Annotated in this window: 12 protein-coding genes; 10 read left to right on the forward strand and 2 right to left on the reverse strand. The window is 66.6% G+C overall.

All coding sequences use genetic code 11. From position 1 onward, the window contains the following. Positions 1-12 precede the first annotated feature (12 nt). From Q0D31_RS08125 to Q0D31_RS08155, 7 genes are all read left to right on the forward strand, one after another. Positions 13-1,230 carry a citrate synthase family protein gene (locus Q0D31_RS08125; RefSeq protein WP_291848088.1) on the forward strand — a complete coding sequence of 406 codons (1,218 nt, stop codon included), beginning with the start codon at positions 13-15 and terminating at the stop codon, positions 1,228-1,230. 254 nt (positions 1,231-1,484) lie between these two features. Further along, the gene (gene cobS / locus Q0D31_RS08130; protein WP_291848091.1) at positions 1,485-2,483 is read left to right on the forward strand and encodes a cobaltochelatase subunit CobS; all 999 of its coding nucleotides are present in this window, start codon (positions 1,485-1,487) and stop codon (positions 2,481-2,483) included. Between the two features lie 3 nt (positions 2,484-2,486). Further along, a complete protein-coding gene (locus tag Q0D31_RS08135; protein ID WP_291848094.1) occupies positions 2,487-2,897 on the forward strand; it encodes a GNAT family N-acetyltransferase in 411 nt (136 codons plus the stop codon). Continuing rightward, a complete protein-coding gene (cobT, locus tag Q0D31_RS08140; protein ID WP_291848097.1) occupies positions 2,894-4,795 on the forward strand; it encodes a cobaltochelatase subunit CobT in 1,902 nt (633 codons plus the stop codon). The genes Q0D31_RS08135 and cobT overlap by 4 nt, the downstream gene beginning before the upstream one ends. Before the next feature lie 4 nt (positions 4,796-4,799). Further along, positions 4,800-5,870 (forward strand): esterase-like activity of phytase family protein, encoded by a 1,071-nt coding sequence (locus Q0D31_RS08145; protein ID WP_291848100.1) that lies wholly within the window; start codon positions 4,800-4,802, stop codon positions 5,868-5,870. 155 nt (positions 5,871-6,025) lie between these two features. Next, the gene (locus tag Q0D31_RS08150; protein WP_291848103.1) at positions 6,026-7,138 is read left to right on the forward strand and encodes an NADH:flavin oxidoreductase/NADH oxidase; all 1,113 of its coding nucleotides are present in this window, start codon (positions 6,026-6,028) and stop codon (positions 7,136-7,138) included. Positions 7,139-7,365: 227 nt separating this feature from the next. Next, the gene (locus tag Q0D31_RS08155; protein ID WP_291848106.1) at positions 7,366-8,466 is read left to right on the forward strand and encodes an LLM class flavin-dependent oxidoreductase; all 1,101 of its coding nucleotides are present in this window, start codon (positions 7,366-7,368) and stop codon (positions 8,464-8,466) included. Between the two features lie 110 nt (positions 8,467-8,576). Here the strand turns inward: Q0D31_RS08155 and Q0D31_RS08160 are convergent, their stop codons facing one another. After that, complete coding sequence (locus tag Q0D31_RS08160) at positions 8,577-9,701, reverse strand: DUF2336 domain-containing protein (RefSeq protein ID WP_291848109.1); 1,125 nt, start codon at positions 9,699-9,701, stop codon at positions 8,577-8,579. A gap of 142 nt (positions 9,702-9,843) precedes the next feature. Here Q0D31_RS08160 and Q0D31_RS08165 point away from each other — a divergent pair, with 142 nt between their 5' ends. Next, positions 9,844-11,616 carry an NAD(P)/FAD-dependent oxidoreductase gene (locus tag Q0D31_RS08165; protein ID WP_291848112.1) on the forward strand — a complete coding sequence of 591 codons (1,773 nt, stop codon included), beginning with the start codon at positions 9,844-9,846 and terminating at the stop codon, positions 11,614-11,616. A 548-nt stretch (positions 11,617-12,164) separates the two neighbouring features. Here the strand turns inward: Q0D31_RS08165 and rpmB are convergent. Next, positions 12,165-12,479: a 50S ribosomal protein L28 gene (gene rpmB, locus Q0D31_RS08170; RefSeq protein ID WP_291848115.1), complete on the reverse strand. Its 315-nt coding sequence runs from the start codon at positions 12,477-12,479 to the stop codon at positions 12,165-12,167. Between the two features lie 364 nt (positions 12,480-12,843). On the opposite strand from rpmB, the gene Q0D31_RS08175 reads away from it, so the two are divergent. Together Q0D31_RS08175 and Q0D31_RS08180 are read left to right on the forward strand one after the other, a co-directional pair. Further along, positions 12,844-13,731: a DUF3108 domain-containing protein gene (locus Q0D31_RS08175; protein ID WP_291848119.1), complete on the forward strand. Its 888-nt coding sequence runs from the start codon at positions 12,844-12,846 to the stop codon at positions 13,729-13,731. Between the two features lie 524 nt (positions 13,732-14,255). Then, positions 14,256-17,239 (forward strand): helicase-related protein (locus Q0D31_RS08180; protein WP_291848122.1); only part of this gene is annotated, 2,984 nt, incomplete at its 3' end.

Genomic DNA, 17,239 nt, shown 5'->3' on the forward strand with positions numbered 1-17,239 from the left:
ATGTAAATCAATATGAAAAAATCCACCGGGCTTTACCTCTCCGCCCGCGAGGCCGCCGCCGAGCTCGCGATCTCGCCGGCGACACTCTACGCCTATGTCAGCCGCGGGCTGATCCGCTCCGAGCCGTCGCCGGATTCCCGAAGCCATCGCTACCGGGCCGAGGACATCAGGACGTTAAAGGCGCGGCGGACGCCGTCGCCCGAGCCGCGCGGACTGCGCAGCTTCGATGCCGATCTGCCAGTGCTGGATTCGGCCGTGGCCACCATCACCGAGGAAGGCCCGGTCTATCGCGGCGTCAAGTGCGTCGATCTCGCCGAACGCGACACGCTGGAACATGCCGCGACACTGTTATGGGACATCGCCGGCGTCGATCCGTTCGATCAGGACAACTGCCCGGTCGTGTCGGACGAAATGCGCGGCGTCGCAGAGATCACGCGGAAGGCCGGCGCGATCGACCGCACCATTGCGGTTCTGGCGCTCGCGTCCAGCGCCGATCCGCGTGCCTTTACCCGCGCGGACGAGGGGCGCGCGATGGTCGGCGGCCGCATCATGCGGCTGGTGGTTGCGACCATGCTGAATGCGGAACCATCGGCGAAACCACTGCACTTGCAGATCGCGCGTGGCTGGGCGCCCGACAACAAACACGCCCCGGACCTGGTCCGACGCGCGCTGGTGCTGCTGGCCGATCATGAATTGAACGCCTCGACCTTCACCGTGCGCTGCGCGGCATCGACCGGATTGAACCTGTACGATGCGGTCATCGCCGGTCTTGTGGCGCTGAAGGGTCCCCGGCACGGTGGCGCGGGCGTGCTGGCGGCGCAGCTCCTGAAGACGCTCGCCGAGCGCGACGTCGCTCCGGTCATTCGCGAGCGCGTCGCGCTCGGCGAGCGCTTCGCGGGCTTCGGCCACGGCGTCTACCAGCGCGGCGATCCGCGCGCCCGGGCCCTGCTGGCAGCGCTGGCGCGCGCCGGCGCCGAGCGCAAGCTCACCCACGAAATTCCAGAGCGGATCGCGGAAGCAACCGGCGAGTTCGTCAATATCGATTATGCGCTGGCGGTGCTGGTCCGCACCCTTGGCCTGGCTCCCGGCCATGAACTCGTGCTGTTTGCGATGGCGCGCACCGTGGGGTGGATCGCCCATGCCTGCGAGCAATTGCGTCACGGCGGGCTGATCCGGCCTCGCGCCCGCTATGTCGGTCCGGCGCCCGGACGTGGCGCGGTCCGGCCGTGACCGAGGCGCCGCGACCAGCCGCCGGGCCCGGATTTGCCGAGCCGCCGGCTGGCAAGCGCGCGAAAGTGCGGCGGGAATCGCAGGGCAGCCCTCCAAAAACCGGACAGATGGCTTATCTTGATGATAAGGCGAGGGAACTTTGATTACGGCGCGGGCTTCTGCCGGTCGCCGCTCTCTGATAGGTTGGTTTTAGCCCTCATCCGCAGCCATTCAACAGATCTGGTTTCGGGAACGCCCGGGACCTCGGAGGATTGATGACGACCGCCGCCATGAGCAAAGTTTCGGATATCACCGGTCTGCCAGACATGAAGGTGTCGGTGCGGCAGGTTTTCGGCATCGACAGCGATCTCGAAGTGCCTGCCTATTCCGAAGTCGATCCGCATGTGCCGGAAGTCGATGCGGACTACCGCTTCGATCGCGCCACGACGCTCGCGATCCTGGCCGGTTTTGCCAGGAACCGGCGTGTCATGGTCACCGGCTATCACGGCACCGGCAAATCGACCCACATCGAGCAGGTCGCGGCACGGCTGAACTGGCCTTGCGTTCGCGTCAACCTCGACAGCCACATCAGCCGTATCGACCTCGTCGGCAAGGACTCGATCGTCGTGCGGGACGGCAAGCAGGTGACGGAATTCCGCGACGGCATTCTGCCCTGGGCGCTTCAGCACAACATCGCGCTGGTGTTCGACGAGTATGACGCCGGCCGCCCCGACGTGATGTTCGTGATCCAGCGCGTGCTGGAAGTTTCCGGCCGGCTGACGCTGCTGGACCAGAACAAGGTGATCAAGCCGCACCCGGCGTTCCGGCTGTTCTCGACCGCCAACACGGTCGGCCTCGGCGATACTTCCGGCCTCTATCACGGCACCCAGCAGATCAACCAGGGCCAGATGGACCGCTGGTCGATCGTCACCACGCTGAACTACCTGGCGCATGATGAGGAAGTCGAGATCGTGCTGGCCAAGGCGAAGCACTACCGCACGCAGGAGGGCCGTGACATCGTCAACAAGATGGTGCGGCTGGCCGATCTCACCCGCAACGCGTTCTCCAATGGCGACCTGTCGACGGTGATGAGCCCGCGCACGGTGATCACTTGGGCCGAGAATGCCGATATCTTCAACGATATCGGCTTTTCGTTCCGCGTCACCTTCCTCAACAAGTGCGACGAGCTGGAGCGGCCGCTGGTGGCTGAATTCTATCAGCGCTGCTTCAACCAGGAACTCGCCGAGAGCTCGGTGAACGTGGCGCTCAGCTAGCCCATGCCGAGAATTGCCATCGAGCGCACCATTGGAAAAACCAAGAAGGCGGTGCTCGGCGGGCTGATCGGCTACAACACCGAAAAGATGGGGAAGCAGAAATACAAACGCTTCGCCATCTCGCTGCGGGAAGGCGACAAGATCATCGGCGGGATTGTCGGAGAGGTCTGGACCACGGTGCTGTTTATCCAGCTGTTCTGGATGGAGCAAAAGCTTCGCGGCAAGGATTATGGAACCAGGCTGATAAGGGCGATTGAGGACGAGGCGAGAAAGTTTGGGGCCAAGCGGTCTTATCTCGACACGATGAGTTTTCAGGCGCCGGGCTTCTACCGCGCCTGCGGCTACGAGGAATTCGGTTCGATCAAAGGCTATCCCGACGGCGTCACGCGGCATTGGTTTACGAAAGCGCTATGAGCACATCCAACTCCAAATTCCGGACCGGATCGAAGGAAGCGCCGACCGAGCCGTTCAAGCGCGCGGTGACGTCGTGCCTGCGCGCCATCGCCAAGGCGCCGGAGCTGGAGGTGACGTTCGCGGCCGAACGCCCCGGCCTCGCGCCGGGCAAGGCGCGGCTGCCGGAGCCGGCCCGCAAGATGACCAAGCGGGATGCTGCAATCGTGCGCGGCCACGCCGACTCGATCGCGCTCAAGCTCGCCTGTCACGACCCCAAGGTCCACCGCAAGCTGATGCCGGGAAATCCGCAGGCGCGCGGCGTATTCGAGGCCATCGAACAGGCCCGGGTCGAGGCCATCGGCTCGCGCCGGATGGCGGGGGTGGCCAAGAACCTCACCGCCATGCTCGACGACCACTTCCATCGCGGCAAGTATGACGAGATCACCGACCGCGCCGACGCGCCGCTGTCGGATGCGCTGGCGATGCTGGTGCGCGAGCGGCTGACCGGCATGGCGCCGCCCGCGGCGGCGCGCAAGATGGTCGATCTCTGGCGTCCGGTGCTGGAGGACAAGATCGGCACGCGGCTCGACCAACTCAGCCGCGTTACCGAAGACCAGGCCAGGTTCGGCGATCTCGTGCATGACCTGTTGTCGGCGCTCGACCTTGGCGATGACCGCAACGCGGATGCCGATGACGACGAGAATCAGGACGAGAATCAGGACGGCGAAAACGACCAGTCCGGCGCCGAAGGTTCGCCCGATTCCGACGCGGCGCAGGAAATGAGCGCCGACCAGGCGCAGGCCTCCACCGACGAAATGTCGGAGAGCGCGATGGAAAGCGCGCAGGCTTCCACGTCGGACACGTTCGACGATGGCGAGCTTGGCGACGACGAAACCCCGGGCGAGGCGACGCGGCCGAATACGCGCGGCGTCAACGAGCCGCGCGGGCCGGAATATCACGCCTTTGCGCCGAAGTTCGACGAGGTGATCGCGGCCGAAGACCTCTGCGACCATGACGAGCTGGAACGACTGCGCTCTTATCTCGACAAGCAGCTGGCGCATCTGCAGGGCATCGTCGCGCGGCTGGCGAACCGGCTGCAGCGCCGCCTGATGGCGCAGCAGAACCGCGCCTGGGAGTTCGATCTTGAGGAAGGCATGCTGGATCCGGCGCGGCTGTCGCGCGTGGTCACCGATCCCTATCACCCGCTGTCCTTCATGCACGAGAAGGAGGCGACCTTCCGCGACACCGTGGTGACGCTGCTGTTGGACAATTCCGGCTCGATGCGCGGCCGCCCGATCACGGTGGCGGCGACCTGCGCCGATATCCTGGCGCGCACGCTGGAGCGCTGCGGCGTCAAGGTCGAGATTCTCGGCTTCACCACGCGCGCCTGGAAGGGCGGGCAGTCGCGCGAGGCGTGGCTTGCCGCCGGCAAGCCGGCTAATCCCGGCCGGCTGAACGATCTGCGCCACATCATCTACAAATCCGCCGATGCACCCTGGCGGCGGTCGCGGAAGAATCTCGGCCTGATGATGCGCGAGGGGCTGTTGAAGGAAAATATCGACGGTGAGGCGCTGGACTGGGCCCACAAGCGGCTGCTCGGCCGATCCGAACAGCGCAAGATACTGATGATGATCTCCGACGGCGCGCCGGTCGATGATTCCACGCTGTCGGTCAATCCCGGCAACTACCTGGAACGGCACCTGCGCCACATCATCGAGGAGATCGAGACCCGTTCGCCGGTCGAACTGATAGCGATCGGAATCGGTCACGACGTGACGCGCTATTACCGCCGCGCGGTCACCATTGTCGATGCCGAGGAACTCGGCGGCGCCATCACCGAGAAGCTTGCCGAATTGTTCAGCGAGACCCACGGCGCCGCGCCCGCATCCAGCCGCCGGCCACGCCGCTTGCATTCCTGACCGCATGCGATCACTCATCGGCCGCCGCCGCTTCCTGGCCCATGCTGCGGCCGGAGTTTCGGCAGCGTCGATGCCGGGCGTGGCGTGGCCTCAGAGCACGGCTCAGCCGCGGCCGAAGCCGGCCGGCCCTGACGAGTTCGCCGTCACCGCGCCGGTCTCAATCGAGGTCAATGCCCGGCCGATTCCCTCGTTCGACACCCGTGATCGCTCGCATGTGCGGTTCGGGTCGCTGGAGTATCGCAGCGGGTTGATCCTGACCTCGCGATTCCGCGGCTTTGGCGGCCTGTCGGGCCTGCGCCTTGACGCCAGGGGCGAGCGCTTCATCGCCATCAGCGACAAGGGAGGCTGGTTTACCGGCCGCATTGCCTATAGCGGCCGCGAGATGACGGGGCTCGCGGAGGTCGAGGCCGCGCCGATCCTGGGTCCGGACGGCAAGCCGCTCACCTCGCGCGGCTGGTACGACACCGAGGCCATCGCGCTCGATGGCTCGGTGGTCTATGTCGCTATCGAACGTGTCAACCGGGTGCTGCGGTTCGACTTCGCCAGGGGATCGACGCGCGCCCATGGCGAACTGGTCCCGCTGCCGCCGGCGGCGCGCCACCTGCCCAACAACAAGGGGATCGAGGCGCTGGTGCTGGTGCCCCGGGGTTTTGCGCTGGCGGGGACGCTGATCGCGATCTCGGAACGGGGCCTCGACGCGCAGGGCAACATCATTGGGTTCCTGATCGGCGGCAAGACATCAGGCCAGTTCGGCGTTCGCCGCAGCGACGATTTTGACGTCAGCGATGCGGCGCTGCTGCCCTCCGGCGACCTGCTGGTGCTGGAGCGGAGATTTTCCTGGCTGGGCGGGGTCGGCGTCCGCATCCGGCGCATCCCGCTTGCCTCGGTCGCGCCCGGTACGGTCATCGATGGCCCCTCGATTTTCAACGCGGACCTTGGCTATGAGATCGACAATCTGGAAGCCATCGACGTCCACGTCACATCCGAGGGCGACACGGTTCTGACGCTGGTCTCCGATGACAATTTCTCGATGATCCAGCGCAATCTGCTGCTGCAGTTCACGCTGGTGGCGTAGCGTCGCCCCGTGACGGCCTAGACGAGCCAATCCAGAACCGATCAAGGTCGGCGAACACCAAAGAGGAGGGGGAGGGTTGCAGTCGCAACGGGTTGAGGCGGGGGGAAGGGCTCGCTAGAGAGAGTGAAGTTTCCTCTTGTCCGGAATAACCTCCCATGAGCGTTCTGTTTTCCCCGATCAAGCTGCGCGGCCTCACTCTATCCAACCGGATCATGGTGGCGCCGATGTGCCAGTATTCCGCGGTGGACGGGGAGGCCAACGACTGGCACTTCACCCATATCAACTCGCTGGCGCTGTCGGGCGCCGCGGTATTCTGCATCGAGGCCACGGCGGTGGAGGCCAATGGGCGCATCACGCCGGGTTGCCTCGGCCTTTGGAATGACGCCACCGAAGCCGCGCTGAAACCGATTCTGGCCTCGGTGCGCAAGCGCTCGAAAAGCGCGGTGATGATGCAACTGGCCCATGCCGGCCGCAAGGCCTCCAGCCACACGCCGTGGGATGGCGGCCAGTTGATCCCGGTGGCCGAGGGCGGCTGGCTTGCTGAGGGGCCGTCGGCCATCCCGCACAAGGAGGGCGAGACGCCGCCTTTGGCGTTCGACGCGGCAGGATTGAAGCGGGTGCGCGAGGCGTTTGCTGCGGCAGCGAAGCGGACCGAGCGGCTCGGCATCGACGCCATCGAGGTGCATTCCGCGCATGGCTACCTGCTGCATCAGTTCCTGTCGCCGATCGCCAACCAGCGCACCGACCAGTACGGCGGCTCGCTGGCAAACCGGATGCGCTTTCCGCTCGAAGTGTTCGATGCCGTTCGTGCCGCGTTTCCGTCCAACAAGCCGGTCGGCATCCGCGTTTCCTCGACCGACTGGGTCGAGGGCGGCTGGGATCTGGCGCAAACCATCGAATTCGCGGGTGAATTGAAGAAGCGCGGCGTCGACTGGATCGACGCCTCCTCGGGCGGGGTGTCGCCGCTGCAGAAGATACCGCTCGGTCCGGGCTACCAGGTGCCGTTCGCGCAGGCGATCAGGGAGGCCACAGGTCTCACCACCATTGCGGTCGGCCTGATCACGGAGCCGAAGCAGGCCGAAGACATCGTGGCGTCCGGCAAGGCCGACATGGTCGCGCTGGCCCGCGGCATGCTCTACGACCCGCGCTGGGGCTGGCACGCCGCGGCCGAACTCGGTGGCGAGGTCTATGCCCCGCCGCAATACTGGCGCTCGCAACCTTCGACGCAGAAATCGCTGTTCGGCGCGACGACGTTCGGGACGCGTTAGAACTGATCGGGAAAAGCGTGCGGCGGTTCTCCGAAAAGATCATGCTCAAACAAATAGCTAGAGCGGGATGACGATTCGAAAAGCGCCGTCCCGCGCTAGCGCGTCACTCCGTCGCGCGAAACTCTGCCTCAAGGATTTGTCATATCTCGGCCACACGGTCGGCGTGCTATGCTGTCGTGTACGCGCGACAGACGCGTTGTGAATGACATACAGCGGGAGAACGTCCTATGGAGATCGGATACTTCACGATGCCCTCGCATCCGCCGGAGTGCGGATTGAAGGAGGGTCACGACTGGGACCTGCAGGTGCTGCGATGGCTCGACGAGCTCGGCTATCAGGAAGCCTGGATCGGCGAGCATCACACCGCGCCCTGGGAGCCGCATCCCGCGCCCGACCTGCTGCTGGCGCAGGCGTTCCTGCAGACCAAGAACATCCGCCTCGGCCCCGGCGGCTTCCTGCTGCCCTATCACCACCCCGCCGAACTCGCCAACCGTGTCGCGATGCTGGATCATCTCTCTGACGGGCGGCTGAACTTCGGCGTCGCCGCCAGCGGCTTGCCCAGCGACTGGGCGATGTTCAACGTCGACGGCATGTCCGGCCAGAACCGCGACATGACCCGCGAGGCGCTGGAGATCATCCTGAAGATGTGGACCCAGGACGGCCCGTGGACCCACAACGGCAAGTTCTGGACGGTGACCAAGCCTGACACCATGTTCGACTTCCTCAAGCCGCACATCAAGCCGAAACAGGCGCCGCATCCGCCGATCGGCGTCGCCGGTCTCTCCAAGGGCTCGGACACGCTCAAGCTCGCCGGCGAGCGCGGCTACATTCCGATGAGCCTCAACCTCAATCCGGCCTATGTCGGCAGCCATTGGGAATCGGTCGAGATCGGCGCCGCCAAGACCGGCCGCAAGCCGAGCCGGCAGGACTGGCGGCTGGTGCGCGAGGTGTTCGTCGCCGATACCGACGCCGAAGCCTGGAAGCTTTCCACCGGCGACATGATGGGCCGGATGATGGGCGAGTATTTCCTGCCCCTGCTCGGTCATTTCGGCTTCAAGGACTACCTCAAGGCCACGCCCGACGTGCCCGACAGCGACGTCACCGTCGAGTATTGCGCCCGTCACAACTGGATCGTCGGCTCGCCTGCGACCGTCACCGAGAAGATCGAGAAGATCTATCGCGAGGTCGGCGGCTTCGGCACGCTGCTGGTGTTCGGCTTCGACTACAAGCACAAGCCCGAAGCCTGGCACAATTCGCTGCGGCTGTTGAAGCAGGAAGTGATGCCGCGGCTGAAGCACCTTAACGCCGACCTGATCCGGGCGGCGTGAGACGCTGAAGTCGAGCCTCTGATTGCCGGGTGCGATGCGATCGCGGCGAAGCAATTCTTCTTGCCTGATGGCGGGAGGGATTGCTTCGGCCTCGGCGCGTCGAATTCCGCTCAGTTCGGCCGGGCCGGCGTCTCGTTCTGCCGTACCTGCCAGAACCGCAGCAGGCGGCGGGCGTTTTCCGGTGTCAGCCTGGCGTATTGATCGCGGCTCCTGGCGAGTTCGTGCCGACCCATCGTGCCGGAGGCGAAACGGCTGTCGAGGACGGCGGCGACGGTTTCCCAGGCGAGACCGGCGACCCGGCAGGGGATCAGTACGCCGTCGTCGCGCAGGCTCTGCATCACCGGACGGATCACCTCGATGCTGGCGCCCGACAGTTCGGCAAGGGCCGCGACCGTCTCGGCATATTTTCGTGCCTTGGCAAAGCCGGCCAGCGCCGCTTCGTCGAGCTTGCCGTGTCGGGCCAGCGCCGCGACGAAGCGTTGCGCCGCGGTGAAGTCGCGCGCCCGCGCCATCTCACGGTTGGCGCCGGCCGCGGCAGCCGCAATGGCGCTGCGGATCTCCTCGAACAGATGCGGCGGGGCGCGCGCCAGCAGCCGGGTGCGGACGGCCTCGGTCGCCTCGCGCAGCAATTGCCGCCGCAGTTCGACCGGCAGATCGACGCGAACGCCGGTCTCGACCGCCAGGTCAGGGTCGGCCTCGGCCTGCGCCAGCACGATCGCGTAACCAGCCGCCGACATCCGCGCGCCGGGATTGGCGACCAGCCGCCGGCTGACGGAAGGATAACGCCGCGCCAGCAGCGCATCGGTGACGATTTCGGTCAGCCACCAGCGGCCGGAAATGGCGAGCAGATGCGCTTCGCCCTTGGTCTGTGCGAGTTCGACCAGATCCTCCGCCGTCAGCCGCGCCGATTCCGTCAGCACCGGCCGCGCCACCGATATCTCATCGTTCTGCGCCAGCCGCCGGATCACGGCCGGCGGCGCCTGCTTGATGGCGGCGAACTGCGCGCTCAATTCGGCGAGCGCGATCCGGGCGCTGACATCGGCCAGCGCGCGAATCTCGATGGTCTTGATCAGGCGTTCCAGCACGTCGCCGAACAGCTCGATCTGCTCGCCGGAATAGCCGTCGGCGGACAGCAGAAACAGGTCGGTCACCCGCCTGACGGTTTCGAGATGCTTTTCCGCCGAGCCGGCCTTGAAGGCCGCCTCGATTTCATCGGCGATGGATGGTTCGAGCATCGCTCGTCCTGAGCGTTTGGAAGCCGGTTCTGGCAGCCCGCGAAACTTTATGGGCAATTGCTGAAGGGTTGGTAAAACCGACGATTGCGGCCGGGCAAAACCTGCGCTTGGATGGCGGACAACAACAACGGGAAACGCCGCCATGCTGGACCGGCCGGGTCTGCCGCCTGAGCAATCGCTCCGCGAAACCACGCAGCGCTGGATCGACGCCTTTGGCGCGGCGCTGGCGGGCCGCTCGGCAAGCGAATTGACGGCGCTTTTTGTCGAAGACAGCCACTGGCGCAACCTGTTCGGCATCTCCTGGCAGTTCGCGACCTTCAGCGGCCGGCCGACGGTGGTGGCCGAATTGCTGGCGCGTGCCGGCGAGGCCGGCGCCCGCGATTTCCGGATCGATGCGGCGGCGCTGGCGCCGCGCCTCAGCGTCGTCGCCGGCCGCGAGGTGATCGAGGCGATCTTTTCGTTCGCGACCGACGACGGCCCCGGCTATGGCGCGCTGCGGCTGTTGCCGGGCGCCGATGGCCGCGCGCAGGCCTGGACCCTCTCCGCCTCGCTCGACTTCGACCGCCGCTGCGACCTCGGCGCCAACGCCGCCGCGGCGCCATCCCAGCTCCGCGACTTCGCCGGCCCCGACTGGCTGGAAGCGCGGCAGGCGCGCGCCGCCTATACAGACCGCGATCCCGACGTCCTGATCGTCGGCGGCGGCCATGCCGGCATCTCGGTCGCGGTCGAGGCCAACCGGATCGGGCTCTCGGCGCTGGTGGTCGACCGCATGGCGCGGGTCGGCGACAATTGGCGGCTGCGCTACCGCGGGCTGAAGCTGCACAACAAGACGCCGGTCAACCATTTGCGCTACCTGCCGTTCCCGCCGACCTTCCCGGACTACATTCCCAAGGACAAGATCGCCAACTGGCTGGAGAGCTATGTCGACATCATGGAGGTCGATTTCTGGACCGGTTGCGAATTCGAAGGCGCCAGCTATGACGAGGTCTCGCAGCGCTGGCGCGCGCGGCTGACCCGCGACGGCGCGGCGCGCACGCTTTCCCCAAAACATATTGTGCTCGCCACCAGCGTCAGCGGCGCGCCGAACATCCCGCAGATTCCCGGCATCGAGAAATTTGGCGGCGAGGTGTTGCATTCCAGCCGCTTCAGCGCGGGCCGGCAATGGGCCGGCCGCCCCGTGGTCGTGTTCGGCACCGGCACCAGCGCCCACGACATCTGCCAGGAACTGCATGCCGCCGGCGCCGACGTCACCATGGCGCAGCGCAGCCCGACCATGGTCGTCAATGTCGAGCCGGCGCAGCTCTACGACAAGACCTATCTCGGCGACGGCCCGCCGCTTGCCATAAGGGACATCCTCAATTCCGGGGTGCCGCTGCCGGTGATGAAGGCCGCGCACAAGCTCGTCACCGCCGAGGTGAAGCGGCTGGACGCGCCGCTGCTGGCGCGGCTCGAAGCCGCCGGCTTCCGCCTCGAATTCGGCGAGGACGGCACCGGCTGGCCGCTGAAATTCCGCACCCGCGGCGGCGGCTATTACTTCAACGTCGGGGCGTCGGAGCTGATCGCCGACGGCAGCATCAAACTGATCCAGGCCGCCGACATCGCGGGCTTCGCCGCCGATGGCCTCCGGCTTGCCGACGGCACGACGCGCCGGGCCGAGCTGATCGTGCTCGCCACCGGCTACAAGGGCCCCGATCATCTGCTGCAGCAATTGTTCGGCGCCGAGGTCGCGCGCCGGGTCGGCCGGGTCTGGGGCTTTGACGAGAACACCAGCGAGCTTCGCAACATGTGGACGCGCACGCCGCAGGCGGGGCTGTGGTTTGTCGGCGGCGCGTTCTCGCAGGCCCGCATCTACAGCCGCTACATCGCCGCCCAGATCGCGGCGATCGAGGCCGGGCGGCTGGCGAAGCGGATTTGAATGGGGAGAGTGCAGGTCATCGCGATAGCCCGCCCCCTCTCCCGCTTGCGGCGGAGGCGTAGGCGGCCTACGGCCGCCGTCCTTGGTTCAAGAACGCCGATGCGCAGCATGGGCTATGGGTGGGGTTGCTTCCGCATAACGCGCTGGTCGAGCGGAGAGGGTTTCCCCCACCCGCCGCGCGCCACGCGCGCGTCGACCTCCCCCGCAAGCGGGAGAGGTGAGGCGAAGCGGCCTCGTTCTTGCTTGAAGGCGCGGATCGGCCGAGGCGTGCCGGTCGGTTTGCGCCCCAGGAAAGACGAGGGCGCGGGGAATGCAAGCCTGCCGACCAAAATATCGAAAACAACCCCATGCAAAGCAACGCGGCGTCGCCGGCATGGGGCCCACCCTTGTCCTAACGCTTCCTCCGCCGCGTGTGCCGGCCCTGTGGCCGGGTCAAGCCCGGCCACGAGGGCTGGGCGAGTGCGGCGCTTTGCAAAACAAGAAAACGGCCGGGTCTCGACCCGGCCGTTCCAATCTCTTGCCAGTCCTTGCGCGGCGACGGAGAGCGCTTACGCCCGCAGCGCCTTCTTCACGAACACTGGCTTGCCGACCTTCTTCTCGATCGCGCGCTTCAGATCCAGCGCGCGAGGGGAGAGCATGTCGGCCTTGGCCTTCATCAGGAACTTGTCGAGGCCGCCATTGTGGTCGACGCTCTTCAGCGCGTTGGTCGAGACGCGCAGGCGCACGTTGCGGCCGAGCGCGTCCGAGATCAAAGTGACGTTGCACAGGTTCGGCAGGAAGCGCCGCTTGGTCTTGGTGTTGGAGTGGCTCACCTTGTGGCCCGTCTGGGGGCCCTTGGCCGTCAGTTCACAGCGCCGGGACATCTTGAGAAATCCTCTGTCGTCCCCGCCACAGGCCAGCGCGTCTCGCGGCCGCTCGCAGGGGTGCTAAATCGCGTCCATTTTCAGGAACCGCGGACCTATAGGGGCAGACGGCCTGACGGTCAAGGTTTTCGGCAGCCTGAATCCGTCCGTCAGCCTGAAAAGACAAGGCTTTCACAAAGCTTTCCAGCGGCTTGGGCGAACCATATAAACGGCGCAATCGCCGCCGACATCATGACCTCCTCTATCATGAGGACGTGGCCCGCCGAACGCGGGCCGGCATGCGGTCCGAAGGCGTGCATTTTCAGGACACCTCGCGTTTTTTGCGTGATTTTGCTGACCAGATGACTCTGCTGACGAGATGACCATGAGCTTGCGTCGATTCCGGGAACCGCATGACGTGACCACCAGTCCCGCCGTTTCACCCAACATCAGGCTCCTTCTCGGACTGTCCGCCACCGTGCTCGCCCTGGTCTGGCTGACGTCGCAGGCGTTGGCGCAGGGGCGGCTGGAGGCGCAGTACGAGGCGACGCTGTCGGGCATCCCGGTCGGCAAAGGCGCCTGGACCATCGACATCGGCGACGACGCGTTCTTGGCCTCGGCCCAGGGCGGCACGTCAGGACTGATGAAGGCGTTTTCCGGCGGCAGCGGTTCCGGCGCCAGCCAGGGCCGCGTTGTCAATGGTGCGCTGGTCGCCAGCGCCTACACCGCCACCACCACCACGCAGAAGAAGTCCGAAACCATCCGCATGGTGCTGGCCAACGGCGCCGTCAAGGAATTCTCGATCGATCCGGAGCCGCCGGTCGATCCGGACCGGATCGCCATCACCGACGCGCACCGCAAGGGCGTGTTCGATCCGATGACTGGATCGATGCTGCGGGTGCCCGGCAATGGCGAGGTGCTGTCGCCCGAGGCCTGCCGCACCGGAACCGGCATTTTCGACGGAAGGCTGCGCTACGACCTCAAGCTCGACTACAAGCGGATGGAAACCGTCAAGGCCGAGCGCGGCTATCACGGCCCCGCCGTGGTCTGCGCTGTCTATTTCACCCCGGTCGCGGGCTACATCCCCGACCGGCCGGTGATCAAATACCTCGCCGCCGAGCGGCGGATCGAGATCGCCTTCGTGCCGATATCGGGCACCCGCATCCTGGTTCCGTTCCGCATCTCGATCCCGACCCCGCTCGGGCCGGCGATGCTGGAAGCCACCTCCTTTGTCGCCACCGCGACGCCGCCGCGGGTGGCGAAGACGCAGTGAGCGCCAGCCGCCGCCGTTCATCACCCACCCGTCATTCCGGAATCACCCCACGTCATTCCGGGGCGCGCGAAAGCGCGAACTATGGTGCGCAATTGCGCACCTGAGAATCTCGAGATTCCGGGTTCGCTTCGCGCCCCGGAATGACCGAGACAGAGAGGCTTGACTCTTCACCGATTCTGATTCGACTCCGCGCCGGCTTTTGCTTTAAGGATTCCAGCCGATATCCTCGCCTTGTGGCGCCCCGGCAAACTTGATCTAGTGTCGCCTTGAGCACGGCAACGCTGGATGTTGCGGTGAACGGATGGTGTCTCGGGAGGAGTCAGCGATTCGGGCGCGATTTGTTCCAGACTCGTTCCAGAGCTTAAGCCGCGACCGCCTTGCGTCGCATTATGAAACACAATCGGCGGATTTGACGCCGCGCCAGCAAAAGGGCTTCGCTCTTCGTGAGGCCTGCGTCATTGCTTCGGCGCTGCGCGCCTCGCAATGACGATTTTGCCGCGGAAAAAAAGAAACACCCGCAACACATGGCTTTCTCACCTTCCTCCTTCGCCCATGACCGCGCGCCCGGCGCCGGCGTCACCGCCGTGCTGGGACCGACCAACACCGGCAAGACCCATCTGGCGATCGAGCGGATGCTGGGGCATTCCTCGGGGATCATCGGCCTGCCGCTGCGGCTGCTGGCGCGCGAGGTCTACAACAAGATCGCCGCGCGCGCCGGCGCTGAGAGCGTTGCGCTGATCACCGGCGAGGAGAAGATCAAGCCGAAGAACCCGCGCTACTGGGTCTCGACCGTGGAGGCGATGCCGCGGGATATCGACGTCAGCTTCCTCGCCGTCGATGAAATCCAGATCGCCGCCGATCTCGAACGCGGCCATGTCTTCACCGACCGCATCCTGCACCGGCGCGGCCGCGACGAGACGCTGCTGCTCGGGGCCGCCACCATGCGCCCGATCATCGAGCGGCTCTTGCCGGGCGCCTCGATCGTGACCAGGCCGCGGCTGTCGCAGCTCGAATTCGCCGGCGACCGCAAGATCACCCGCCAGCCCCGCCGCACCGCGATCGTGGCGTTTTCGGCTGATGAAGTCTACGCCATCGCCGAACTGATCCGCCGCCAGCACGGCGGCGCCGCGGTGGTGCTGGGCTCGCTGTCGCCGCGCACCCGCAACGCCCAGGTCGAGATGTTCCAGAACGGCGACGTCGATTATCTCGTCGCCACCGACGCCGTCGGCATGGGGCTCAACCTCGACGTCGACCACGTCGCCTTTGCCTCCGACCGCAAATATGACGGCTACCAGTTCCGCCGGCTCAACCCCTCGGAGTTCGCCCAGATCGCCGGCCGCGCCGGGCGCGCCACCCGCAACGGCACCTTCGGCACCACCGGGCGCTGCGCGCCGTTCGAGCCGGAACTGGTGAACGCGCTGCAGAACCACAGCTTCGACAGCGTCAAGACGCTGCAATGGCGCAATTCAAAGCTGGATTTTGCCTCGCTCGGCGCGCTGCAGGTGTCGCTGGCGCTCTCGCCCGGCCACGAGGCGCTGACCCGGGCACCGATCGCGGAGGACCTGCGCGTGCTCGACCACGCCGCGCGCGACGGCGAGGTGCGCGACATGGCGCATGGCGCGGCGGCGGTGGAGCGGCTGTGGGACGCCTGCCAGATCCCGGATTACCGGCGGCTGGCGCCCGCCGCCCATGCTGAACTCGTCACCACGCTCTATGGCTTCCTGATGAACAAGGGCGTCATTCCCGACGACTGGTTCGGCGCCCAGATCGACCAGGCCGACCGCGTCACCGGCGACATCGACACGCTGTCGGGCCGGATCGCGCAGATCCGCACCTGGACCTTCGTCGCCAACCGGCCGGACTGGCTGTCCGACCCCGAGCACTGGCAGGGCATCGCCCGCGAGGTCGAAAATAAATTATCCGATGCGCTGCATGAACGGCTTACGGAGCGTTTCGTTGACCGCCGTACCAGTGTATTGATGCGCCGCCTGCGGGAGAACTCAGTTTTGAATACGGAAATCGGCAAGACCGGCGAAGTGATCGTCGAAGGCCATGCGATCGGTCGTCTCGACGGCTTCACCTTCGCGCCCGATGCGGCGGAAGCCGGCTCCGACGCCAAGGCGTTGCAGGCAGCGGCGCAGCAGGTGCTGGCCGGCGAGATCGATGCCCGCGCCGGCAAGCTCTCAAGCGCCCCCGACGACCAGTTCGTGCTGGCCTCCGACGGCACCATCCGCTGGACCGGCGACGCCGTCGCCAGGCTGGTCGCCGCCGACGACGCGCTGCATCCGCGGCTTCGCATCATCGCCGACGAGCGGCTTTCCGGTGCCTCGCGCGAGGCGGTGCAGGCGCGGCTCGAGCTGTGGCTGAAGACGCATATCGAAAAGCTGCTGGGACCGCTGTTCGGGCTTGCCAAGGCCGAGGACATCACCGGGATCGGGCGCGGCATCGCGTTCCAGCTGGTCGAGGCGCTGGGCGTGCTGGAGCGCGCCAAGATTTCCGCCGAGATGAAGGATCTCGACCAGGCCTCGCGCGCGACCTTGCGTAAATACGGCGTGCGCTTCGGCGCCTACCACATCTATCTGCCGGCGCTGCTCAAGCCCGCCGCGCGCGCGCTCGCCTCGCTGCTGTGGGCCGAGAAACAGGAAAACGTCGACATGGCCGCGCTGTCGGGCGCGCAGCATCTGGCGGCGAGCGGGCGCACCTCGTTCCCGGCCGACAAGCAGCTCGCCCGCGACGCCTACCGCGTGCTGGGCTATCGCCAGTGCGGCGAGCGCGCGGTGCGCGTGGACATCCTGGAGCGGCTGGCCGACCTGATCCGTCCCGCGCTGGCCTGGCGCGAATCCTCGCCCGGCGCCAAGCCCGCCGGCGCGTTCGACGGCCGCGGCTTTGTGGTGACGCAGGCGATGACCTCGCTGACCGGCTCCGCCGGCGAGGACTTCGCCTCGGTGCTGCGCGCGCTCGGCTACCGCATGGAACGCCGCCCGCCATTGCCGCCGAAGCCCGCCGCCGTGGCAGCGGCCGAGACGACGCCCGCTGAGGCGGCATCCGCTGAAGCGACATCCGCTGAAGCGCCGCCGGCCGAGAACATCAGCGAGACGCCGGCCGACGCAGTCGCCGCGGAATCGCCGGTCGCCCCCGATCTGTCTCCGAGCGATCCATCCCCGAGCGATCCGTCTGCCAGCGAACCTTCGGCATCGGCGGCGATGCTGCCCGATGTCGCGCCGATCGCAGAAATTGCCGAAGCGCCTGCCGCGGCGATCGAAACCGCATCGAAGCCTGCAGCCGACGAAACCGCGCCGGAGCAAGCGACAATCGCGCCCGAAGCCGCCGGCGAGCCGGTGGCGACTGATGCCGCAGCGGAGCAAGCGGCGGCGGAAGCCAAGCCCGACGCGCCGAGCGAGCCTGTATTGGTCGAGGTCTGGCGACCCGGCGGCCGCTCCGACGAGCGGCGGCCGCACCACGATCGCGGCCGCCCGCGCCACCACGGCGCGCGCGAGGCCGCTGCGCC

Origin of the sequence: Bradyrhizobium sp., from assembly GCF_022844465.1 — a bacterium.
Lineage (GTDB): Bacteria > Pseudomonadota > Alphaproteobacteria > Rhizobiales > Xanthobacteraceae > Bradyrhizobium.

What these genes read in the sequence shown, in the direction of transcription:
- Q0D31_RS08125 (WP_291848088.1), top strand. Translation starts at nt 13, where the DNA reads ATGAAAAAATCCACCGGGCTTTACCTCTCCGCCCGCGAGGCCGCCGCC.
- cobS (WP_291848091.1), top strand. Translation starts at nt 1,485, where the DNA reads ATGACGACCGCCGCCATGAGCAAAGTTTCGGATATCACCGGTCTGCCA.
- Q0D31_RS08135 (WP_291848094.1), top strand. Translation starts at nt 2,487, where the DNA reads ATGCCGAGAATTGCCATCGAGCGCACCATTGGAAAAACCAAGAAGGCG.
- cobT (WP_291848097.1), top strand. Translation starts at nt 2,894, where the DNA reads ATGAGCACATCCAACTCCAAATTCCGGACCGGATCGAAGGAAGCGCCG.
- Q0D31_RS08145 (WP_291848100.1), top strand. Translation starts at nt 4,800, where the DNA reads ATGCGATCACTCATCGGCCGCCGCCGCTTCCTGGCCCATGCTGCGGCC.
- Q0D31_RS08150 (WP_291848103.1), top strand. Translation starts at nt 6,026, where the DNA reads ATGAGCGTTCTGTTTTCCCCGATCAAGCTGCGCGGCCTCACTCTATCC.
- Q0D31_RS08155 (WP_291848106.1), top strand. Translation starts at nt 7,366, where the DNA reads ATGGAGATCGGATACTTCACGATGCCCTCGCATCCGCCGGAGTGCGGA.
- Q0D31_RS08160 (WP_291848109.1), bottom strand. Translation starts at nt 9,701, where the DNA reads ATGCTCGAACCATCCATCGCCGATGAAATCGAGGCGGCCTTCAAGGCC.
- Q0D31_RS08165 (WP_291848112.1), top strand. Translation starts at nt 9,844, where the DNA reads ATGCTGGACCGGCCGGGTCTGCCGCCTGAGCAATCGCTCCGCGAAACC.
- rpmB (WP_291848115.1), bottom strand. Translation starts at nt 12,479, where the DNA reads ATGTCCCGGCGCTGTGAACTGACGGCCAAGGGCCCCCAGACGGGCCAC.
- Q0D31_RS08175 (WP_291848119.1), top strand. Translation starts at nt 12,844, where the DNA reads ATGAGCTTGCGTCGATTCCGGGAACCGCATGACGTGACCACCAGTCCC.